The 21,902-nt window shown below is 60.4% G+C and carries 21 protein-coding genes; 13 read left to right on the forward strand and 8 right to left on the reverse strand.

All coding sequences use genetic code 11. From position 1 onward, the window contains the following. Positions 1-22: 22 nt before the first annotated feature. The 3 genes from ACJ8IL_RS06665 to ACJ8IL_RS06675 all read right to left on the reverse strand — a co-directional run bounded on the left by ACJ8IL_RS06665 (position 23) and on the right by ACJ8IL_RS06675 (position 4,746). Positions 23-2,122, reverse strand: coding sequence for a peptidase domain-containing ABC transporter (locus ACJ8IL_RS06665; RefSeq protein ID WP_141997982.1), 2,100 nt, complete (start codon positions 2,120-2,122; stop codon positions 23-25). Beyond that, a complete protein-coding gene (locus tag ACJ8IL_RS06670; protein WP_442516434.1) occupies positions 2,115-3,401 on the reverse strand; it encodes an HlyD family secretion protein in 1,287 nt (428 codons plus the stop codon). Before ACJ8IL_RS06670 ends, ACJ8IL_RS06665 begins: the two co-directional genes overlap by 8 nt. Positions 3,402-3,831: 430 nt before the next feature. Next, positions 3,832-4,746, reverse strand: a complete 915-nt coding sequence (locus ACJ8IL_RS06675; protein ID WP_049295526.1) for a LysR family transcriptional regulator — start codon at positions 4,744-4,746, stop codon at positions 3,832-3,834. Positions 4,747-4,849: 103 nt separating this feature from the next. Between ACJ8IL_RS06675 and ACJ8IL_RS06680 the strand changes: the two genes are divergently transcribed. Continuing rightward, entirely contained in the window at positions 4,850-6,013 is a 1,164-nt protein-coding gene (locus tag ACJ8IL_RS06680) for an MFS transporter (RefSeq protein WP_406903087.1), read from the forward strand. Here ACJ8IL_RS06680 and guaD read toward each other — a convergent pair. Continuing rightward, positions 5,995-7,311, reverse strand: coding sequence for a guanine deaminase (gene guaD, locus ACJ8IL_RS06685; protein WP_025302727.1), 1,317 nt, complete (start codon positions 7,309-7,311; stop codon positions 5,995-5,997). The two genes, ACJ8IL_RS06680 and guaD, sit on opposite strands and share 19 nt — an antisense overlap. Before the next feature lie 166 nt (positions 7,312-7,477). After that, the gene (locus ACJ8IL_RS06690) at positions 7,478-7,693 is read right to left on the reverse strand and encodes a hypothetical protein (RefSeq protein WP_141997976.1); all 216 of its coding nucleotides are present in this window, start codon (positions 7,691-7,693) and stop codon (positions 7,478-7,480) included. 46 nt (positions 7,694-7,739) lie between these two features. Between ACJ8IL_RS06690 and fecI the strand changes: the two genes are divergently transcribed. From fecI to ydfG, 5 genes are all read left to right on the forward strand, one after another. Further along, a complete protein-coding gene (fecI, locus tag ACJ8IL_RS06695; protein WP_442516435.1) occupies positions 7,740-8,264 on the forward strand; it encodes a ferric citrate uptake sigma factor FecI in 525 nt (174 codons plus the stop codon). Next, positions 8,261-9,217, forward strand: a complete 957-nt coding sequence (fecR, locus tag ACJ8IL_RS06700; protein WP_141997972.1) for a ferric citrate uptake sigma factor regulator FecR — start codon at positions 8,261-8,263, stop codon at positions 9,215-9,217. Before fecI ends, fecR begins: the two co-directional genes overlap by 4 nt. A gap of 115 nt (positions 9,218-9,332) precedes the next feature. Continuing rightward, positions 9,333-11,684 (forward strand): TonB-dependent Fe(3+) dicitrate receptor FecA, encoded by a 2,352-nt coding sequence (gene fecA, locus ACJ8IL_RS06705; protein ID WP_141997970.1) that lies wholly within the window; start codon positions 9,333-9,335, stop codon positions 11,682-11,684. Between the two features lie 199 nt (positions 11,685-11,883). After that, positions 11,884-12,405 carry a GNAT family N-acetyltransferase gene (locus tag ACJ8IL_RS06710; RefSeq protein ID WP_442516436.1) on the forward strand — a complete coding sequence of 174 codons (522 nt, stop codon included), beginning with the start codon at positions 11,884-11,886 and terminating at the stop codon, positions 12,403-12,405. Between the two features lie 125 nt (positions 12,406-12,530). After that, a complete protein-coding gene (gene ydfG / locus ACJ8IL_RS06715; RefSeq protein WP_025302722.1) occupies positions 12,531-13,280 on the forward strand; it encodes a bifunctional NADP-dependent 3-hydroxy acid dehydrogenase/3-hydroxypropionate dehydrogenase YdfG in 750 nt (249 codons plus the stop codon). A 36-nt stretch (positions 13,281-13,316) separates the two neighbouring features. Here ydfG and ACJ8IL_RS06720 read toward each other — a convergent pair whose 3' ends face one another. Then, the gene (locus ACJ8IL_RS06720) at positions 13,317-13,643 is read right to left on the reverse strand and encodes a YnfA family protein (RefSeq protein ID WP_025302721.1); all 327 of its coding nucleotides are present in this window, start codon (positions 13,641-13,643) and stop codon (positions 13,317-13,319) included. Positions 13,644-13,791: 148 nt separating this feature from the next. Here ACJ8IL_RS06720 and ACJ8IL_RS06725 point away from each other — a divergent pair, with 148 nt between their 5' ends. Together ACJ8IL_RS06725 and ACJ8IL_RS06730 are read left to right on the forward strand one after the other, a co-directional pair. After that, complete coding sequence (locus ACJ8IL_RS06725) at positions 13,792-14,160, forward strand: DUF1283 family protein (protein ID WP_038873959.1); 369 nt, start codon at positions 13,792-13,794, stop codon at positions 14,158-14,160. An 89-nt stretch (positions 14,161-14,249) separates the two neighbouring features. Next, positions 14,250-14,549, forward strand: a complete 300-nt coding sequence (locus ACJ8IL_RS06730) for a DUF1161 domain-containing protein (protein WP_060432992.1) — start codon at positions 14,250-14,252, stop codon at positions 14,547-14,549. A gap of 50 nt (positions 14,550-14,599) precedes the next feature. Here ACJ8IL_RS06730 and ACJ8IL_RS06735 read toward each other — a convergent pair whose 3' ends face one another. Beyond that, the gene (locus ACJ8IL_RS06735; protein ID WP_043143259.1) at positions 14,600-16,087 is read right to left on the reverse strand and encodes an MDR family MFS transporter; all 1,488 of its coding nucleotides are present in this window, start codon (positions 16,085-16,087) and stop codon (positions 14,600-14,602) included. 510 nt (positions 16,088-16,597) lie between these two features. Here ACJ8IL_RS06735 and ACJ8IL_RS06740 point away from each other — a divergent pair. The 5 genes from ACJ8IL_RS06740 to clcB all read left to right on the forward strand — a co-directional run bounded on the left by ACJ8IL_RS06740 (position 16,598) and on the right by clcB (position 21,458). After that, a complete protein-coding gene (locus ACJ8IL_RS06740; RefSeq protein ID WP_043143261.1) occupies positions 16,598-17,314 on the forward strand; it encodes an ABC transporter permease in 717 nt (238 codons plus the stop codon). Between the two features lie 64 nt (positions 17,315-17,378). After that, on the forward strand, positions 17,379-18,236 hold the full coding sequence (locus tag ACJ8IL_RS06745) for a glycine betaine ABC transporter substrate-binding protein (RefSeq protein ID WP_169541220.1): 858 nt from the start codon (positions 17,379-17,381) through the stop codon (positions 18,234-18,236). An 8-nt stretch (positions 18,237-18,244) separates the two neighbouring features. Further along, positions 18,245-18,895 carry an osmoprotectant ABC transporter permease OsmW gene (osmW, locus tag ACJ8IL_RS06750; protein WP_015377782.1) on the forward strand — a complete coding sequence of 217 codons (651 nt, stop codon included), beginning with the start codon at positions 18,245-18,247 and terminating at the stop codon, positions 18,893-18,895. Beyond that, entirely contained in the window at positions 18,892-20,031 is a 1,140-nt protein-coding gene (gene osmV, locus ACJ8IL_RS06755; RefSeq protein WP_351163866.1) for an osmoprotectant ABC transporter ATP-binding protein OsmV, read from the forward strand. Before osmW ends, osmV begins: the two co-directional genes overlap by 4 nt. A 125-nt stretch (positions 20,032-20,156) precedes the next feature. After that, the gene (gene clcB, locus ACJ8IL_RS06760) at positions 20,157-21,458 is read left to right on the forward strand and encodes a voltage-gated ClC-type chloride channel ClcB (protein WP_141969031.1); all 1,302 of its coding nucleotides are present in this window, start codon (positions 20,157-20,159) and stop codon (positions 21,456-21,458) included. On the opposite strand, the gene ACJ8IL_RS06765 is transcribed toward clcB, so the two are convergent. After that, the gene (locus ACJ8IL_RS06765) at positions 21,455-21,847 is read right to left on the reverse strand and encodes a helix-turn-helix domain-containing protein (RefSeq protein WP_442516437.1); all 393 of its coding nucleotides are present in this window, start codon (positions 21,845-21,847) and stop codon (positions 21,455-21,457) included. The genes clcB and ACJ8IL_RS06765 overlap by 4 nt on opposite strands. Positions 21,848-21,902 lie beyond the last annotated feature (55 nt).

Consider the following 21,902-nt stretch of genomic DNA (forward strand, 5'->3'; position numbering starts at 1 on the left):
GCCAGGTGAAGCGAAGCTGACGTTACCCGAGTTGAATGACTCTATCCGCAGAGGCAATCGTCGATGGACGGTGCGCAATAATCACGCGGGTAATGTTCAGTTGTGAAATAGCGCGGTTAATATGTGTTTCATTATCGAGATCCAGGTGGCTGGTCGCTTCGTCCATAAACAGAATGCTGGGGCGACGATAGAGCGCACGGGCTATCAATAAACGCTGTTTCTGTCCGCCAGAAAGGCTTCCCCCCAATTCGCCGATCAATGTTTCGTAGCCCATCGGCATGTTTTGAATATCATCATGCATATTGCAACGCCGTGCGCACGCCTCAATACGTTTCAGATCCATTTCGGCGTCAAATCCTGAAATATTTTCAGCGATAGATCCCGCCAGCAGCTTGTCATCTTGCAGCACGCAAGCGATACATTGGCGATAATTATTAACGCCAATGTTGCTGATATCCATACCATCGACCAGCACGGCCCCTTCATCCGGCGACAGCAACCCACACATTAACTTCATCAATGTGGTTTTACCCACGCCGGAGGGGCCGACAATCGCCACGCTTTCTCCCGCGGCAATGCTGAGATTCAAATCCGTGATAATGGGTTTCGCCAAACGATCATACTGGTAGCGCAGATTCCGCACCTGAAGCTCTGCGGCGTTGCCTTTTGTGAAGAGCTGACGCGCGGGCATTTGCGGTTCCGGTGACGAAAGCACAATGTCCGCCACCCTTTCATTGTGCAAGCTTAACATTCGCAGCTGAAGCATCATGTCGATCAAGCTGCTGGCACGCTCCGAGAACTGCCCACGGTAGGCGTTAAACGCGATAAACATGCCGATCGTCATTTGATTGTCTATGACCAATGCCGCGCCGAGCCAAAGGATGATCACCTGATCGCAGGTGGCAATAAACGCCCCCAAACCGCCAAACATCATGTTTAACTTGGTCAGTTTGATACCCGCATTGATCGTTTCTACGTTTAGATTCAGCCAATACTGTGAACGGGTTTCAGATAACCCCAACGCCTTTAACGTACTGATGCTATATAACGTCTCCATGAAATGAGACCCGGCCCGCGCGCCCTTCACCAACTGCTCTTCCGACAGCTGCCGATAATGTTGATAAGTCGACAGCCTGAGAATGACGTATATCGCCGTAAAGCCGAGCACCACCCAAACTAACCAGCCGCCATAGAGCAGCATCATGACAAATACCCCGACAGACATGATGCCATCAATAATGCTGCTGACGATGCTGGTAGTGAAAGTCGCTCTTATCGTATCCAATGAGCCGAAACGGGATTGAATATCACCCAACTTGCGCTTCTCAAAGAAGGAAAGCGGCAATTTCATCAGATGATCAAACACTCCCGCCTTCCATTGCACGTCTATCAACGCGCCCATGACGATAGAGATCCACGAGCGCAACATGGATACGCCGGTGCGGAATAAAATAAAGAACAGCAATCCTATACATATCAGCGCTAAAAGATCATGATCGCCGGCCAAAATCACATGGTCCATGACCAACTGCGTACCAACGGGCAACAGCAGATTAACCGCTTCAATCACGATCGACAGACAGAAGATCTTTAGCAAGGCTCCCTTAAGGCCGCGCACATTGCTCATCAGCTTACGAAAGCGCAATCTGCTTTGCTGTTTGATCGGCTGAAATTCACTGTCTGGCCATAGCTCAAGCGCTACGCCGGTAAAATGCCGCGACAGTTCATGCAACTCCAGCACTTTACGGCCAAAGGCAGGATCATGGATCACCGCCCGCCCTCGGCTGACACTGACAAGCACCACGAAATGCTTCATGTCCCAATGCAGAATACAGGGCATTTTCAACGCTTTGAGCTCATCGATATTCAGCGATAACGCTCTGGATTGCAGCTTCAGGGCGCTCGCGATGTCAATCAACGCGGAGAGCGTCGCCCCGCGTGAAGAAAAGCCGTAGCGGCTGCGCAGATTAAACAGATCGATTTGCAAACCATGGTAATGGCATACCATCGCTAAACTGGCCAGCCCGCATTCCGAGGCTTCAGTTTGCAGGATCTGCGGCACTTTGCGGCGCAGCGACAAATTGAGTTTGCCCTTTAGCACGTCTAAATAAGATTCAGTCATTGATTGGCCCCATCAGGCTGTTTTTCATATCGTAGAAAGGTGAGAACATCCATTGATATAGAGGCCTTTCTTCCAGAAACAGCGTGGATTGAGCCCGCATGCCGTTAGTGAGCTGCAACGCTTTGCCCTGGTAACTGACATGCGTTTTATCCAGGGAAACGGTCACCTTGTAAAAAGATGCCGTTTGCGCGCTGGGTTGATGCACGGGAGAACTGCTGTAAGTTGACATTTCTTGAATGGAGGCCGGTACATAAGCGATGCTTTCTATTCTGCCGGGAAACTGACCGAACTTCTCATAAGGGAAAGCGTCATAGCGAATGTTAATGCCGTCCCCCGCTGAAACATAAGGCACACTGGTGTTCGGCAACCATAAAACTAGCTGATAAATCGCGCCATTACGTGGAATAATCTGTACCAAGCTGTCACCGCTATTGACCATCTGACCCGGCGTAACGCTGAGAGACTCAATGCGGCCATCGCTTGGGGCGTTCACGATCAATGCGCCGCTGGCATCGGCTTCCGCTAACTGCCGTTGCAAATCATTGCGCTGAAACTGGTACTGCGAAATTTGGTTATCGAAATCTGCCGCGCGCGTAACGATGTCACTTTCCAAATTCGTAATTTGCAACGACTCTTGAATGTGTTGACTATGCAGGTTTTGGAACAGACTTTGTTGTTGATAAAATGAATAGGTTTGCCCGCTAAGCTGATCCTTGGTAATCAGACCGCGTTGCTGATATTCCTTATAGGAACGCATGTTGTCCTGAGCAAATGCCACCCCCTCTCGTGCATTATCCAACAGCTGTTTGGACTGCATATGCGCCAATTCATACTGTTTTTTTTGCGCGCGTAGATTTTCCAGCGTCATACGCTTGTTGTCTTGCAACTTAAGAATGATGCTGTCGACATGTTTTAACTGGTTTTCAAGCGCCAGGCGCGTATTGGCGCTCACTTTCCCGTTATCCGTCACTCGGCTGACATCAATCTGATAAAGACGCTGGCCTTTTTTAACCACATCCCCCACTTCGACGAAGCGTTCCGAGATAAAACCCTGTTGGGGCGCAAACACGTTGACTGAGCGGGGGAAGGTGGTGATTTCACCATAAACATTAATGCGGCGTGTATAATGACTGAATATAAGAAAAGAGAGGAAAAAAAGAATAAATAAAAACGATAAAAGACCAAAGCACCAGGCAGGCAAGCCGTTTATCAATAAAGCCTTACCCGCCCATTTCGCCCGCTGATGATCCGTGGCTTCCTGTCGAAACAAATCACGCATGACATCCCTTTCCAGAAATAAAATTCAAGCCAGCCTTGGCTCGTAAAATGCGGAAGCATATCGAAAAACAGCAGCAGAGATTAAAACAGATCTGTTGTTTTTAATTAGCGATATCGTAAAGATAATTATTCTCATTATGATATCGGGCGTTCCGAAGAAATGCAATTTTTTTTACGCACTTACCCAGCCACATAGCCGTATATCACTATGCATATCGATAAAAAACCAATAAAGAGCCTCCTAATCAAATAACTCTATTCATTCTATCTCTCGCCATATGTAATAGGCAGCGGCGTGACCGCCGGATCGAGCAGCAATGTGGATAAACGTATCAAATCGAAACGCCTCCATGTTCACGGAATAAGGTCTCGGGGAATGGCTCCCTCTGAGTCACCTCCTAGCTTAGGGCAGTTTGAGCAAAAACAAGTGATTAGACGTGAGCCGCCTCGCCGACCTGCTGTATCAGAAAGGTCAGCAGCGCGCGCGTTTTGGCCGGCAGATAGCGGCGACCGGGGTAAACGGCATACAGCTGCAGCGGCGCCGGCGGCAGTGCCAGCGGCACCTCAACCAAACGGCCATCGGCCAGAAACGGCCGGCAGCCGAGCTCAGAGAGCATGGCGAACCCCACGCCGGCCAAGGCCGCCTTCAGCGCCATCTCCCCGCTATTGACGCGATAGCGCGCATTGACCGGGACGGTAACGAAGGTTCCGTCCGGGCGGACGAACTGCCACGGCATGCCCTTCAGCGCATCCACCGTGCTGATGCAGGGCAATTGCGTGAATTGTTCAATCTCCGATGACGGCGACCACTGCGCCAGCAACGCCGGAGCGGCCACCACGATGCAGGGGAAAGACGCCAGCGGCTGCGCGACATAGTCGCTGTCGTCCAGCATGCCCCGGCTGATCATCACCGCCAGATCGACATCGTCGAGCAGCGACGTCATACCCGCCAGGTTGGTCACGCAGCTGATTTCGATCTGCGGATGCTGCAGGGCGAACGCCGCCAGCGGCTCGCCCAACAGGTATGGCCCCACTTCATTGGGCACGCACAGGCGCAGCGGCCCACGCAGCTGTTGCTGCCGTTCGCTGAGGGTTTGCGCGGTGTGTTCCAGCGACGCCAGCAGCGGCTGGGTGCGTTCATGCAACAGCTGGCCGTTCGGCGTCAGCCGCATCGAGCGAGTGCTGCGTTCGAGCAATCGCTGCTCGAGCTGGCGCTCCAGCTGAGAGATATAGCGGCTGACGTTGGAGGTCGGCATCGCCAGCGCCCGCGCCGCCCCGACGAAGCTGCCTTGCTCCACCACCGCCACGAAGATGCGTAACAGGTTTAAATCCAATTTATCGCGCATGATTATCCCTGATTTGATAACAAACCATGCCATTTCTACCATCTAATCCCGATCAACGCCAAGCGCTACACTGCCGGCCTGACTCTGCAACCGATAGATGCTTATGACACCCACGAGAAAGCTGACGGCGATAGCGCTGGTCATCGCCTTTATTCAGTTCACCAACGCACTGGAATACATGGTATTCAACCCGATATTCCTCTACATGGCCGCCGACTTTTCCGTGCCCGTCAGCTACGCCGGCTATGTCAGCGCGGCCTATACGCTGGCGGCGGTGATTTCCGGCATCGGCGCATTTTTCTGGATCGGCGGCGTTGAGAAGCAGCGCTTTCTGATGCTCAATGTCACGCTACTGGGTGTGACCACCTTATTGATCGCCACAACCCAGCAGTTTTACTGGCTGTTAGCGCTGCGGCTGCTGGCCGGGCTGTTGGGCGGCACCACGATGGGCGTCGGGATCGGCTTGCTGCTCAACGCCGCGCCGGCCGCGCTGCACGGCAGAATGCTGGCGACGGTGATCGCGTCTTTTTCGCTGGTGAGCATTGTCGGCATGCCGGGCATGCTGTACCTGTGCGAAGTGGCAAGCTGGCGCGTTGCGCTGGCGGCTATCGGCGGGCTATGTCTGCTGGCGGCGGTGTTGGTGGCGCTGTTCGTTCCCAGGGATGCGCCGCAGCCACAGGCTGCCGCGCCCGTCACGCTCGATCGCCGGTTGTTGCCGTTCGCCGCCGCCGGCCTGACGCAGTTCAGCCCAATGCTGCTGATCCCGGTGCTGGCGCCGCTGCTCACCCAGCGGTTACAGGTGGTAGACGCGCATTTGTCCTGGCTATTTTTCATCGGCGGCGTGGCCGGTTATCTGGCGACCGTGCTGGCAGGCCGCTGGCTGCAACGCTTTGGTGCCGTGACGCTGACGGTGGGCGCCACGCTGTTGCTGCTGGGCAGCCTGTGGCTGGCGGCGCGCGGTGGCGATCGCGGTGAACTGTTCATGGTCGCGTTTCTCGCGGCGGCCTATGCGCGGCTGGTGGCGATCTCTTCCCTGAGCATGCGCTGGCCGGACAATCGGCAACGCGCCGCCTTCGGCGTACTGCAAACCGCCCTGATACACCTGAGCGCCACGGTGGCCTTCTTGCTCTCCTCCACGCTGCTGAGCGGCGGCCTCACCCCGCTCAGTTTGCAACGTCTGTTATGGCTGTGCGCGCTGAGTGCCGTCGCCGTCGCACCGCTCAGCGTTTGGCTGCAGGCGCGGCTGTGTCAGCGCGACGCCTCATAAACCACCTTACCATTCACATAGGTGCGATAAATGTTGCGATCGTCTCCCAGGGTCATCAGCACGAACCCTTGCTCCGCCGACGTGGCGCTGTTGGCGTAGCGCAACTGCTGCAGCGGCGTGACCGCCGGATCGAGCACCACGAAATCCGCCTCTTTGCCGACGTTGAAGTTGCCGATTTTGTCGTCCAGCGACAGCGCGCGGGCACCGCCCAGGGTGGCGTGATAGAACGCTTCTACGGCGGCGAGCCGGTAATGCTGCAGTTGGCCGACCTTGTACGCCTCACCCAGCGTGCGTAGCATATTGAAGGTGGTGCCGGCCCCTACGTCGGTGCCGATACCGAGCTTCACCCGCTTGCGCCAGGCCTGCTGCAGGTCAAACAGCCCGCTGCCGAGAAACAGGTTGGAGGTGGGGCAAAAGGCGATTGCCGAGCGGGTCTCGCACAGGCAGTCCCACTCCTGCTCCTCCAGGTGCAGGCAGTGGGCGAACACGCTTTTGCTGCCGGTCATGCCGTAGCGGTGGTAAACGTCCAGATAGCTTTGGCTCTGCGGGAACAGCGCTTTTACCCAGGCCACTTCCTGCGGATTCTCGCTCAGGTGCGTCTGCAGCCAAACGTCGGGGAATTCTTCGCGCAGCCGCTGCACCTGCGCCAGCAACGCCGGCGTACTGGTGGGCGCAAAGCGCGGCGTAATGGCGTAACCGAGGCGGCCTTTGCCGTGCCAGCGTTCGATCAGTTCACGCGTTTGGCGGTAACTCTGCTCCGGCGTTTCCAGCAGCGCCTCCGGCGCATGGCGATCCATCATCACCTTACCGGCGATCAGGCGCATGTTCAGCGCTGCCGCCTGGCTGAACAGCGTATCGACCGACTGCGGATGCACGGTGCCGAACACCAGCGCGGTGGTAGTGCCGTTGCTCAACAACTCCCGCAGAAAGAAGGCCGACATCGCATCGGCGTGCTGCTCGCAGCCGTAACGGCTTTCGGTCGGGAAGGTATAATTGTTTAACCAGTCCAGCAGTTGATCGCCATAGGCGCCAATCATTTCGGTTTGCGGATAGTGGATATGGGTATCGATAAACCCCGGTACGATCGGTTTGTCGCGATACTCCGTGACCGCGAAGCCCGGTGGCAGCAGCGCCTCGCCCTGCTGCCAGCTGCCGAACCAGACGATGACGCCGTCGTTCAGCAGCAGCAAACCGTCGGGAACATGCCGCAGGCGTTCCTCGAGCTGTTGCGGCGCCTCCACACAGGCGGCGATATCAAAAAAATTGCCACGAATAGCCGTGGTGAATTGCAGTGCCATTATTTTCTTCCTTGTGACGGCCGGCCAAGCTCACCCGCATAATAACTTGCGATGATGAAACAAGGCCTTTTTTACCCAAACATAAAGACCGGATTAAGCATAGCAAGCCGTGTGCCAATAGGCGGTCATAAAATATATTTTTATTCAAAAACAGAGTGATACTAATTCAACCAAAGAAAACCAACCGATAAAAAAGAATAAAACGCGTGGCGGTCTTCAACGGCAGACGAATAGCAACCGTTTGCTTGCCGAAATAACACCGCGCCGCTGCACCTTTATTGGGCAAGCGGATAATTTCGCGGCCGTGACGTTTATTCCAACACGATGCAAAGCGGTCTGGCCCATTCCGCAGGCCACCCGACAAACTTGAAACGATAACCATTCTCAATTATCATCCGCGCATCTTTTTGACCAGCAATGCGAAAACCATGTCCGCCACCGCTTCCGCCCCGCACACCGCGCTGTCGCGCCTTTACGCCACCCATCATGCCTGGTTGCAGGGATGGTTGCGCAGGCGGCTGGGCTGTGCGTTCGACGCGGACGATGTGGCGCAGGACACCTTCATGCGCCTGCTGAAAAGCGACGCCGCGGCGACCCTGCGCGAGCCGAAAGATTTTCTGGTCACCGTCGCCAAGCGGGTGATGGTCGATCTGTTCCGCCGCAGAACGCTGGAACGCGCCTATCTGGAGATGCTGGCGCTGATCCCGGAAGGCTACGCCCCGTCGCCGGAGCAGCGCCAGAGCCTGCTGGAAAGCCTGCAGCAGATCGACGCCATGCTCGATGGCCTGGGGCCGAAGGTAAAACAGGCCTTTCTGTTGTTGCAGCTCGAAGGTCTGGGCTATGCGGACATCGCCGCGCGCCTTGGCGTGTCGGTCAGTTCGGTTAAAAAATACATGGCCAAGGCCACCGAGCATTGCCTGCTGTTCAGCCTCGAAAACGACATTTATTCATGAGCAACGCCATCACCCCCGAGCAGCGCCAGGCGCTGAAAATGGCCGCACACTGGTATGCCCTGCTGTGCGATGAGCACGTCACCGAACGCCAGCGCCAACAATGGCAAGCCTGGCACCAGCAGCATGACGATCACCGCTGGGCCTGGCAGCGCGTCGAAGCGCTGCAGAGTCAGTTGCAGGGCGTGCCGGGCAAGTTCAGCTACCGTGCGCTCGATCGCGCCGACCGCCAGTCGGCGATCGATCGCCGCACCCTGCTGAAGAGTCTGCTGTTGCTGCTCGGCGTGGGCGGCGGCGGATTCTTCTACCAGTCGCCGCTCGGCCGGGAGCTGCGCGCCGACTACCGCACCGCCACCGGCGAAATCAAACCCATTGTGTTAAGCGACGGCACCCAACTGGTGTTGAACACCGCCAGCGCGGTAGACGTGCATTACGACGATCGCCAACGGTTGATCCGCTTGCACGCCGGAGAAATCAGCCTGGTGACCGGACGCGATCCCCGGCCGCTGTGGGTACAAAGTCCGCAGGGGGCGATGCGCGCGCTCGGCACCCGCTTTTTGGTGCGTGAGAGCGGCGGCGAGACGCGCCTGACGGTGCTGGAACACGCGGTCGAGGCGCAGCTGGCGCAAAACGCGCAACAAAAGCGCCGGGTGAACGCCGGAGAACAGATCAGCTTCAGCACCACGGCCTTCAGCGACAAACAACCGGCCACGACGGAGGACGGCTGGCTGCGCGGCGTGTTGAGCGTCAGCCAGTGGCGGCTGGACCGGGTGATCGCCGAACTGGCGCGCTACCGGCGCGGCCACCTGAGCTGCGATCCGGCCATCGCCGGCCTGCGCGTCAGCGGCAGTTTCCCGCTCAACGATACCGATCGCGCCCTCGCCCTGCTCAGCCAGACCCTGCCGGTGCGCCTGCAGAGCTTTACCCGCTATTGGCTGCAAATCGTCCCCGCCTGAATCTTTTTAAATAAAAATGATAAAAAATCGCATTCTTGATTGTCCCTTTTGCTTCGCTCATCCGACTCCCAGGAAAACACTGCAGCAATAAATAAAAAATGATTCAGGAGAAGGTATGAACAACGCTTGGGGAAAGGTCGCTCCGGCTTCGCTTTGGGGAAAACGGGCCACGCCGCTGGCCGTGGCCATTGGCCTGGTCTTCGCTGCACCGCAGATGGCGAGCGCCGCCAGCGCCGCTGCCGCCTATCACATTCCGGCCGGTGAGCTGGACGGCGCGCTGAATGCGTTCGCCGCGCGCGCCGGCATCGCGCTCTCGGTGGACGGCGCACTGACCGCCGGTAAACGTTCGCCGGGCCTGAGCGGCAGCTACGGCGTCGATGACGGCCTGAACGCCCTGCTGGCGGGCAGCGGCCTGCAGGCTAAAGCGCTCGGCAACAACGGCTACACGCTGGCCAAACTGCCGCAGCCGCAGAAAGAAGAGGACATCACCGTGGTCGGCGACTGGTTGGCGGAAGGCCGCCAGATCGACGTGTTCGAACATCCCGGTGCACGCGACGTAGTGCGCCGCGAAGACTTCGTCAAAACCGGCACCACCACCGTGCGTGAAGCGTTGAACCGCGTGCCGGGCGTAGTGGCGCCGGAGAACAACGGCACCGGCAGCCATGACATGGCGCTGAACTTCGGCATTCGCGGCCTCAATCCGCGCCTCGCCAGCCGCTCCACCGTGCTGATGGACGGCATCCCAGTGCCCTTCGCCCCTTACGGCCAGCCGCAGCTGTCGCTGGCGCCGGTCTCGCTCGGCAATATGGATGCGATTGACGTGGTGCGCGGCGGCGGCGCGGTGCGCTACGGGCCGCAGAGCGTCGGCGGCGTGGTTAACTTCGTCACCCGCGCCATCCCGAAAACCTTCGGCATGGAGGCCGGCATGCAGGGGCAGCTCAGCCCGACCTCGCGCCAGGATCACCCGAAAGGCACCGGCAACCTGATGATCGGCGGCACCGCCGACAACGGCTTCGGCGCGGCGCTGCTCTACTCCGGCACCCGCGGCAGCGACTGGCGCGAGCACAGCGCGACCAAGATTGACGACGTGATGCTGAAAAGCCGCTACGCCCCGAACGAGGTGCACACCTTCAACAGCCTGCTGCAATACTACGAAGGCGAAGCGGACATGCCGGGCGGCCTGAGCCGGGCGGACTACAACGCCAACCCATTCCAGTCGACGCGCCCGTACGACAAGTTCTGGGGCCGCCGCCAGTTGGCCAACTTCGGCTATCAGTATCAGCCGGATCAACAGCATAAGTTCGACGTGCAGAGCTTCTACACCTACACCCTGCGCAGCGGCTATCTGGATCAGGGTAAAAACCTGACGCTGTCGCCGCGCGAATACTGGGTACGCGGCGTGGAACCGCGCTACAGCCAGAGTTTCCGCTGGGGCGATTCGGCGCATGAGGTCGGCGTCGGCTACCGCTACGTCAGCGAATCCACCCACGAGCTACGCTACACCAGCAAGGCCAGCACCGGCAGGCTGCCGTCCACCGCCAGCCCGTACGATCGCGACACCCAGTCCGGCACCGAGGCGCACGCCTTCTATATCGACGATCGCATCGACATCGGCGACTGGACTATCACGCCGGGCATGCGCTACGAGTACATCAAGTCGTATCAGAACAACTACATCAAGAACAACCGCCTCGACGTTAGCTATAACGCGCCGCTGCCGGCGTTGAACGTGATGTATCACCTGAACGAATACTGGAACCTGTACGCCAACACCGAAGGCTCCTTCGGCACCGTACAGTACAGCCAGATGGGCAAAGCGGTCGACAGCGGCAAGATTGAACCGGAGAAGGCGCGCACCTGGGAGCTGGGCACCCGCTACGCCGGCGATGCGCTGACCGGCGAGATCGGGCTATTCCTGATCAACTTCAACAACCAGTACGACTCCAACCAGGTGACCGACAGCGTGACCGCGCGCGGCAAAACCCGCCACGCCGGGCTGGAAGGCAGCCTGCGTTACGATCTGTCGCAGCTGACGCCGAAACTGGACGACCTGACCGCCTACGCCAGCTACGCCTACGTCAACGCCACCATCCGCGAAGACGGCGGCTACAAGGGCAACCAGGTGCCGTTCTCGCCTAAGCATAAAGGCACGCTGGGGCTGGACTACACGCCGGGCAACTGGGCGTTTAATCTTAACGGCGAGTTCCAGTCCAGCCAGTTCGCCGACAACGCCAACACCGTGGCGGAAAGCGCCGACGGCAGCACCGGCCGCATTCCCGGCTATATGCTGTGGGGCGTGCGCGCCGCCTATGATTTCGGCCCGGAAATGGCCGGTCTGAATCTGGGCGTCGGGGTGAAAAACCTGTTCAACCACGAGTATTTCACCCGCGCCTATGACGACAACAACAAAGGTCTGTACATCGGCCAGCCGCGCACGATCTATCTGCAAGGTTCGGTGAAGTTCTGATCTTCAGCGGCGGGTGCGGTTAACCGTGCCCGCCGCCTTTCCCATCAACGTGACGATGTCACATAAAACCACTCCTCCGCGCCGCCGCAACGGCGAAAAATAAGTCGCTTCTGACGCCAATACGCGTAGTATCGACGATCCGCCCCGATTTATGGGCGCGGATTTTTTGCCGTTCTGGCCTGAAAAGCGAGGGAATAAGATGAATCATAATGACCTTTCTCAGTGCCGCGTGGACACCGACCGTTTGTTGATTGCCCCCTTTACCGCAGCAGACGCCGACGATGTTTACCAGGCGATCACCCCCACTCTGACGCGCTTTATGACCTTTGAGCCGGAAGCGTCACCGGAAGATTTCGCCAACGTCTGGCAAGGCTGGCTGCCGCTGATGCGCGAAGGCGAAGAAGTGATCTTCGTCGCCCGCCGGCGCGAAGACCGAGAGTTCGTCGGCGTCGGCGGCGCACACAACCTGCGCAGCCACACCCCGGAGCTGGGCATCTGGGTCAAAGAGAGCCTGCATGGCCAGGGTTACGGCCGCGAAATCGTTGAGAGCATCGCGCGCTGGGTCAGCGAACGCTTTCAGCCGCAGCACCTTATCTACCCGGTGGCCGAACAGAATACCGCCAGCCGCCGCCTCGTCGAGTCGCTGGGCGGCGTGCTGGCCGGCCGCTGCGAACGCATCAAGTATGACGCCGTGGTGTACCACCTGCCGCCTCAGCGCTAATCAGCATCGGGCCGCCGGCCCGGTGTGACCTTTTTTTCTTTCCGCCGTGATAACCGCTGCCACTGCCTGCGGCTTTGTGCTAATGATAGAGGTATGTAGGGTAAAAACAGTTGAGGAACAGCAACATGATTATTTTTGTTACCGGCGCCACCTCCGGTTTCGGCGAGGCCATTGCGCGCCGTTTTATCCGTGAAGGCCACCAGGTGATCGCCGCCGGGCGCCGCCTTGAGCGTCTCGAAGAGCTGCAGGACGAATTAGGGCAAGCGCTGCACATCGTGCGGCTCGACGTGCGCAACCGCGCCGCCATTCAACAGGCGATCGAGGCACTGCCGGCCGAGCTGCGTCAGATCGACGTACTGGTGAACAACGCCGGGCTGGCGCTGGGGCTGGAGCCGGCGCACAAGGCCAACGCCGATGACTGGGAAACCATGATTGACACCAACGCCAAAGGGCTGGTGAACATGACGCGCGCACTGCTGCCGGCCATGGTCGAGCGTAACGTCGGCCATGTGATCAACATCGGCTCCACCGCCGCCAACTGGCCTTACGCCGGCGGCAACGTGTACGGCGCCACCAAGGCATTCGTCAAACAGTTCAGCCTGGGCCTGCGTGCCGATCTGCACGGCACGCGTATCCGAGTGACCGATATCGAGCCGGGCCTGGTGGGCGGCACAGAGTTTTCCAACGTGCGCTTCAAGGGCGATGACGGCAAGGTCAATAAAACCTACGAAGGCGCCGATGCGCTGACGCCGGAAGACATCGCCGAGTCGGTGTTCTGGGTCGCGACCCTGCCGGCGCGCGTCAACATCAACACGCTGGAAATGATGCCGGTCAGCCAGTCCTTCGCCGGGCTTAACATCCACCGCGGCGCCTGATCCCTGGCGGCGGGAGGCGACTCCCGCCCTATTTCCTCAGGCCGCGCGCCAGCCGGAAACGATGATCAGCATGCCCACCAGCGCCACCCCGGCGCCCACCCAGTCCAGCGCAGACAGCTTCACCCCGTCCACCACCCGCAGCCACAGCAGCGCCGTCGCCACATACACGCCGCCGTAGGCCGCGTAGACCCGCCCGCTGGCCGCCGGATGCAGCGTCAACAGCCAGACAAACAGCATCAGGCTCAATGCCGCCGGCAGCAGCAGCCAGGCGCTGCCCTGTTTCTTGAGCCAGAGATAAGGCAGGAAGCAGCCGATAATTTCAGCCAGGGCAGTGGCGAAAAACAACAGCGTAGTTTTTAACATCGGTCGCAGTTTTCTCTCGGTAAATTAAACGAATCGGCGCTTGGCTGGTGAATTCCAGGAGCGCGGTGGTATATTTGTCACCACGCCTGCGGGCGAGGTAACGCCAGTGTCGCCATCATCAGGCGCACTCACTCATAAGGATGAAACGATGAAAACATTTTCGACCCAACGACTGCTGCGCGGGATGCTGCCGGTCGCCATGCTGGCCGTCATGGGCGCCTGGCAGGCGCCGGCGCTGGCCGCCACCTGCACTCAGGGCAGCACCTGCGTCACCGTCGATGGCAAAGGCAGCGGCGCGATGAGCACCGAAGAAGCGCGCCAGAGCAAAGAGCAGTGGAATGATACCAAAACCCTGCGCCACAAGGTTAACACTCGCGTCGAGAAAGAGTTCGACAAGGCCGATCGCGCGGCGGATGACGAAGACCGCTGCAACGACAGCAACAACGTTAACGCGTACTGGGAGCCGGACACCCGTAAATGCCTGGATCGCCAGACCGGGCGTCGGATTATTCCTTAATCCGTCTGCGGCGGGCGGGCAAGCGTGAAACCCGGCCGCCGTTGCTGCTATCCTGTTACAGGAAGTCCATTGTCTAAAAGGATGACGTGATGAAAAAAACGCTGATATTAACCGCTGTATTGCTGGCCGGCGCGCCGTTAGCGGCCCTGGCCTCCTGCGAAAGCGTGAAAGCGGACATTTCGCAAAAAATCGTCAATAACGGCGTACCGGAGTCCGGCTTTAAACTGGAGATCGTGCCCAACGATCAGGCCGATCAAGCGGGCGGCCAAGTGGTCGGCCACTGCGAAAACGACACCCAGAAGATCGTCTATACCCGCCTGAGCAACGGCGACGATCGCGGTGACGCGGCGCAGACCGGCACCAGCCAGGATACCTCCAACACGCAGTAAGCCACACCGGCTATCCCGGGCGCTCTGCAGCAGCGCCCTTTCCTTATCCCTTACGCCTGCTCAGCCTCTTCTTCTTCGCCCTGCGGCCGACAACGCGCCGGGATCAGCATGGCTGCCGCCAGCGCCAGCAAGGACACCAACGCCGACACCAGAAATACCCAATGCAGCGAAGCCGCCACCTGCTGGGTCAACTGCGCCAGCGCCTCGCCCCCCATGCTCTGCCGCACCGCCGGCTCCATCAGCCGCTGCACCGGATCGTCGATTTCCGGCAGACGCCATTGCAGGTTGAGGTTCAGCGTGGCGCCCAGAATCGCGGTGCCGATGGCCGACCCCACCATGCGGGTAAACACCGTACAGGCGGTGGCGATGCCGCGAATGCTGTAATGGGCCGCGTTCTGCACCGACACTAAAAATGTGGTGTTGCACAGCCCCATGCCGGCACCGACCATAAACGCCGCTACCCGGCCCCACAGCAGGCCGCCGTTCGGCTGCAGCATCAGCAGGATCAGGCCGCCCGCCACCAACAGCAGCGCCCCCAGCAGCGCCGTGGCGCGATACGAGGTCATCAGCATCAAACGGCCGCTCAGCGTGCTGGCCAGCGGCCAACCGATCGACATCAGCGCAAGCGTGGTGCCCGCCTCCAGCGGCGAGCCGCCCATCACGCCCTGAATGAAGGTGGGCAGGAAGGCGCTGATGCCCATCATCGCCGCGCCGATCACCAGCCCGCCGATGTTACCGGCGACGATCACCCGGCTTTGCCACAGCGCCAGCGGGAACAGCGGTTCGACCGCGCGCCGCTCCTGGCGGACAAGCAGCGCCAGCGACGCCGCCGCCAGCGCCAGCAACGGCGCCACCCACCATCCCAGACTTTCCATCTGCAACAGCGCCAATAGCAGCGCCGAAACGAACAGCGTCAGCCAGGCGGTGCCCGCCAGATCCAGCGCGTGCCGCCGCAGCTGCTGATGCGCCGGCAGATAGCGCCAGAGGAAGAACATCGCCAGCAGGCCGATCGGCAGGTTGACCCAGAACACCAGCGCCCACGGCAGATGCTGGACGATAAACGCGCCCAGCAGCGGACCGATGATCGCCGACACGCCCCATACGCTCGACAGGTAGCCCATCACCTTCGGCCGCTCGGTGGCGCTGTAGATATCGCCAATGATGGTGGAAGCGATCGGCATGATGGCGCCGGCGCCCAACCCCTGCAGCAGACGAAAGCCGATCAGCCAATACATGTCGGGGGCGAAGCCGCACAGCACCGATCCCAGCAGGAACAGCGTGGCGCCGAAGAAGAACACCCGCTTGCGGCCGTAGAGATCCGCCAGCCGCCCGTAGATGGGGATGGTGATCGCCTGCGCCAGCAAATAGACCGCGAATACCCACCCCAGCAGCGAGAAGCCGCCGAGATCGCCGATAATGGTGGGCATGGCGGTGGCGACAATGGTGGCTTCGATTGCCGACATGAACATCGCCAGCATACAGGCGATCAGAATCAGCGGCCGGTGGGCGATGGGTGCGGGTGAAACGTTATTTGTCATGGCGTTATGCAGCTTTCCTGGCGTTTTTATTTTCTCTGAGTATATCAGCAAGCGCCTGCGCCGAGTCTATCCGCCCTCACATCCTGTCTTTGCCGGCGGCGAATCGCACCATTTGCGACTCATTGTTACGGCGTAACGTTATGCGGCGGATTTTTTTCACTTTCCATGCATCCCAGCGCTGACGCGGGCTGAGGCGCAGATCGGCGTAAACTCAATCACCTGATTTTGTTCATAAAACTTGGCACGACCAACGACAGGGTGCTATACCTTCCCTAGCCGACGCCTTTGGGCTTCGTGCTTTCTTGGGTTTAAATATCAGTATCTTATGCTGATTAACTCACGTATTGAGCCTACGTTCAGCACGCTGTGCCGAACGCACCCTTCGCTCAATGTCGCTAACCTCATGCGAAACGCCCGTTTTGTACCGCCACGCCCGCCGGGCCGTGGGTAACAATCAGAGCGGAATGCGCCGTCTCGTCGGCCGCTCCGCGCAACGGAGGACGCAACATCATGCACAAGTCAGCGCCATACCGGCGCCTGCTCCTCGGGAGCCTGCTGTTTATCGCCGTCATCGCGCTGCTGGTTTACGGCATCGGTTGGGACACCCTCAAGTCGCGCCGGGAAGATTTGATCTATCTCGGCCAGCAACACATGTTCCTGGTGGCCTGCTCCATGCTGCTGTCGCTGCTGGTCGGCATTCCCAGCGGCATCCTGCTGAGCCGCCCCTTTGCCCGCCGCTGGGCGGAACACGTGATGCAGATCTTCAACGTCGGCAACACCCTGCCGCCGCTGGCGGTGCTGGCGCTGGCGATGGTAATCATCGGCATCGGCGATCGGCCGGCGGTGGTGGCACTGTTCCTCGCCTCGCTGCTGCCCATCGTGCGCAATACCTATGCCGGCCTGCGTTCGGTGCCACCGGCGCTGGTCGAGGCCGCCAACGGTATTGGCATGACCGCCGGGCAGCGACTGCGGCAGGTTGAACTCCCTAACGCGCTACCGGTGATCTTCGCCGGGGTGCGCATCGCGATGGCGATTAACGTCGGCACCGCGCCGCTGGCGTTTTTAATCGGTGCCAGCAGCTACGGCGAGCTGATCTTCCCCGGCATCTACCTGAACGACTTCCCGACGCTGATCCTCGGCGCCGCCGCCACCGCGCTGATCGCCCTGTTGCTCGATCTGGCGCTGGCCGGTCTCGGCCGCCGGCTCAGCCCTCATACCGCATCTTGACGGGAGAAACGCGATGACTCGATGGTTACAACGCCTCCGCCACGCGCTGCTGTTCTCCTTGCTGATGACCGGCGCGGCCGTCTGGGCCGCCCCGCTCACGCTGGCGAGCAAGAACTTTACCGAACAGCGCATTCTGTCGGCGATCACCGTGCAATACCTGCGGGCCAAAGGTTTTCAGGTCGAACCCAAGACCAATCTGGCCACGGTGATCACCCGCAACGCGATGATCAACAAACAGATCGACATGACCTGGGAATACACCGGCACCTCGCTGATCATCTTTAACCACATCAATAAGCGCATGACACCGCAGGAAACTTACGACACGGTGAAAAAGCTCGACGCCAAACTCGGGCTGGTTTGGCTGCAGCCGGCGGACATGAACAACACCTACGCCTTCGCCATGCAGCGACAGCGCGCGGAAAAAGAGCAGATCCGCACGATGTCGCAGCTGGTGGCCAAAGTGGAGCAGGTGCGTAAAACCGACCCTAAACACAACTGGCTGCTGGGGCTGGATCTGGAGTTCGCCGGCCGCTCGGACGGCCTGAAGCCGATGCAGGCGCTGTACGACATGCCGCTCGATCGCCCGCAAATCCGCCAGATGGACCCCGGCCTGGTCTACAACGCCATTCGCGACGGCTTCGTCGACGCCGGGCTGGTGTACACCACCGACGGCCGGGTGAAAGGGTTCGATCTGCAGGTGCTGGAAGACGACAAAGGCTATTTCCCGAGTTATGCGGTCACGCCGGTGGTGCGCGCCGACGTGTTGCAAAACACGCCGGGGCTGGAAGCGGCGCTGAACACGCTGTCGAAACAGTTCAATAACCAGGTCATCACCGAGCTTAACGCCAAGGTAGATATCGACTACCAGACGCCGCAACAGGTCGCCGACGCGTTCCTCAAGCAGCGCGGCCTGATTTAGGAGACATGATGAATACCTTACTTTACGCCTGGCAAAACTGGGCCTATATCGCCGGCTTGACGCTGGAGCACCTGCTGCTGGTCGGCGTCGCCGTCGGCCTGGCAATCCTGATCGGCGTGCCGCTCGGCGTGCTGATCGTCCGCCACAAATGGCTGGCGACGCCGGTGCTGAGCCTGGCCACGCTGGTGCTCACCGTGCCCTCCATCGCCCTGTTCGGGCTGATGATCCCGCTGTTTTCCTTAATCGGCCACGGTATCGGCTACGTGCCGGCGATCACCGCGGTGTTCCTCTACTCGCTGCTGCCGATCGTGCGCAACACCCACACCGCGCTCGACAACCTGCCCGGCGGGCTGCGCGAAGCCGGCCGCGGCATCGGCATGACGTTCTGGCAACGCCTGCGCTGGGTGGAGATCCCGGTGGCGCTGCCGGTGATTTTCGGCGGCATTCGCACCGCCGTGGTGATGAATATCGGCGTGATGGCGATCGCCGCGGTGATCGGCGCCGGCGGTCTCGGCCTGCTGCTGCTCAACGGCATCAGCAGCAGCGACATCCGCCAGTTGATTACCGGCGCCGTGATGATCAGCCTGCTGGCGATCGTCCTCGATTGGTTATTGCACCGCTTGCAAATTGCGCTTACGCCCAAGGGGATCCGCTCATGATTAAATTGGAAAATCTGACCAAACAGTTTATGCAGAAGAACGGCACGCCGTTCAACGCCGTCGACAACATCGATCTGGACGTGCCGGAAGGCGAAATCTGCGTGCTGCTCGGCCCTTCCGGCTGCGGCAAAACCACCACGCTCAAGATGATCAACCGCCTGATCGAACCCACCGGCGGCACCATTCTGATCAATGGCGAAGACACCAGCGCGCTGGATACCGTCAGCCTGCGCCGCAAAATCGGCTACGTCATCCAGCAGATCGGTCTGTTCCCCAACATGACCATCGAGGAGAACATCACCGTGGTGCCGCGCATGCTGGGCTGGGACAAAAAACGCTGCCACGATCGCGCCGAGGAGCTGATGAGCATGGTGGCGCTGGATCCCAAGCGCTTTTTGCACCGCTACCCGAAAGAGATGTCCGGTGGGCAGCAACAGCGCATCGGCGTGATCCGCGCGCTGGCGGCCGATCCGCCGGTGCTGCTGATGGATGAACCCTTCGGCGCGGTGGACCCGATCAACCGCGAAACCATCCAGAACGAATTTCTCGACATGCAGCGCCAGCTGAAAAAGACCGTGATGCTGGTGAGCCACGACATCGACGAAGCGCTGAAGCTCGGCGATCGCATCGCGGTGTTCCGCCAGGGCAAAATCGTACAGAACGCCAGCGCCGATGAGCTGCTGGCACGGCCGGCGAACGACTTCGTCGCCTCTTTTGTCGGCCAGGATCGCACGCTGAAGCGCCTGCTGCTGGTGCAGGCCGGCGACGTGGCCGATCAACAGGAAACGGTGACGGTGCGACGGGAGACGCCGCTAGTGGAGGCGTTCGGACTGATGGACGATATCGATGCCCGCTCGGTGACGGTGGTGGACGCCGACGGCAAACCGCTGGGGTACGTCAAACGCCGTGAGGCGCGCGGCGCGCCGGGCGTCTGCGCCGACAGCCTGCACCGTTTCCGCGTCACCGCCCGTGCGGAGGAGAACCTGCGCGTGGTGCTGTCGAAGCTGTACGAGCATAACACCTCCTGGATGCCGATCGTCGATGAAGACGGCCGCTACAGCGGCGAAATCTCGCAGGATTACATCGCCGACTACCTCAGCTCCGGCCGCACGCGCCGGGTGCTGACGCCGCAATAACTCACCCAGGGGCGCCGACCGCCCCGCCCATGCCGCAGTTTGATAAAGATTCACTGGTCATCGGCCGGAGCGCCAAGCACAATGCGCTGATGACCCTTTGATTTTTCTCACGACGCCGCCCACGCATGAAAAGACTGGTCCACCTGCACCACTATCGCGCCCTGTTGCGCAGCCTGTTTATCGCCGTGTTCATCGGCATCGCCGCCGCCCTGGCGGTGTGGCTGTTCCACCGTTCGATGATTGGCCTCGAGTGGCTGCTGCTCGGCAATGCCGACGGCAGCCTGGTGGCCGCCGCCGCCGCGCTGCCCGGCTGGCGGCGCGCCCTGACGCCGGCGCTGGGCGGCCTGGCGGCGGGCCTGCTGCTGTATATTCACCAGCGCTACCGCCACCAGCGCCCGGCGGCGCCCACCGACTATATGGAAGCGATCGAGACCGGCAACGGCAAGCTGGACACCGGCGCCAGCCTGGTGAAGTGCCTGGCGTCGCTGCTGGTGGTATCGAGCGGCAGCGCCATCGGCCGCGAAGGCGCGATGATCCTGCTGGCGGCGCTGGTGGGCTCGCTGTTTGCCCAGCGCTTTACGCACGAGAAAGAATGGAAACTGTGGGTGGCCTGCGCCGCCGCCGCCGGGATGGCCAGCGCCTATCATGCGCCGCTGGCGGGCAGCCTGTTTATCGCCGAGATCCTGTTCGGCACCCTGATGCTGGCCTCGCTCGGCCCGGTGGTGATCGCCGCGGTCAGCGCGCTGCTGATGACCAACCTGCTCAACGGCGGTCAGGCGCCGCTCTATCTGGTGACGCCGCTCGCGGCCCCCCTGCCGACGCAATACCTGCTGATGGCGCTGGTCGGCGTGGTGGCCGGCGCCGGCGGGCCGCTGTTTTTATGGCTGATGACCGCCACCGGCCATGCCTTCCGCTCGCTGCGGTTGAAGCCGCCGTTGCAGCTGGCGCTGGGCGGCCTGATCGTCGGGCTGCTTTCGCTGTTATTCCCGCAGGTGTGGGGCAATGGTTACAGCGTGGTGCAGGCGCTGCTGATCGCGCCGCCGGGGGTGCTGCTGCTGGGGGCGATCCTGGTATGTAAACTGTTGGCAATCCTCGCCAGCAGCGGGTCGGGCGCACCCGGCGGGGTCTTCACCCCGACGCTGTTCGTCGGCGCCGCGCTCGGCTCGATCATCGGACAGCTGTTTGGCCTGTGGCCGGGCATGGATACGGCGGTGCCGCTGCTGCTGGCGCTGACCGGCATGGCTACGCTGCTGGCCGCCACCACCCATGCGCCGATCATGGCGGCGCTGATGGTGTTTGAAATGACCGGCGAATACGCGCTGCTGCCCGGCATTCTGCTGGCCTGCGTGATCGCCACCACCGTGTCGCGCGGCCTGCGACCGGTGTCGGTGTATCATTCGGCGCCGCCGCCCAAACGCGAAGCTTAAAACTCGCCCTGCTGCAGGATTTTCCTGAACTGCGGGCACTGCAGGTGCTCGGGTTCAGGGCAATCGGCCATGTGCCGCAGCCCGTCGCGCACCTGCATCAGGCGTTGGATATGACGATCCAGCTCATCCGCCCGCGCCGCCAGCAGCCCGCGATCGATCGCTATCTTGCCCCGTTCGTCAAACAAGGCGTTCATCTCGTCCAACGTAAAACCGGCCAGGCGCGCCAGCGCGATCAGCCGCAGTTGGTCAAGTACCCCGGCGTCGTATTGGCGGCGCAAACCGTGGCGGCCTATCGACGCGATCAGCCCCTTTTTTTCGTAATGCCGCAGCGCGGACGGCGCGATCCCGCTCAGGCGCGCCACCGCGCCGATATCCAGTTCTTTTGCCATTGACTTGAAGCCGACTTTAAGTTGCACACTGTGCGCACATTATCACGTCACTGCG

It is taken from the genome of Serratia sp. CY47444 (assembly GCF_052168635.1).
In the GTDB taxonomy this organism is placed as follows: domain Bacteria; phylum Pseudomonadota; class Gammaproteobacteria; order Enterobacterales; family Enterobacteriaceae; genus Serratia; species Serratia bockelmannii.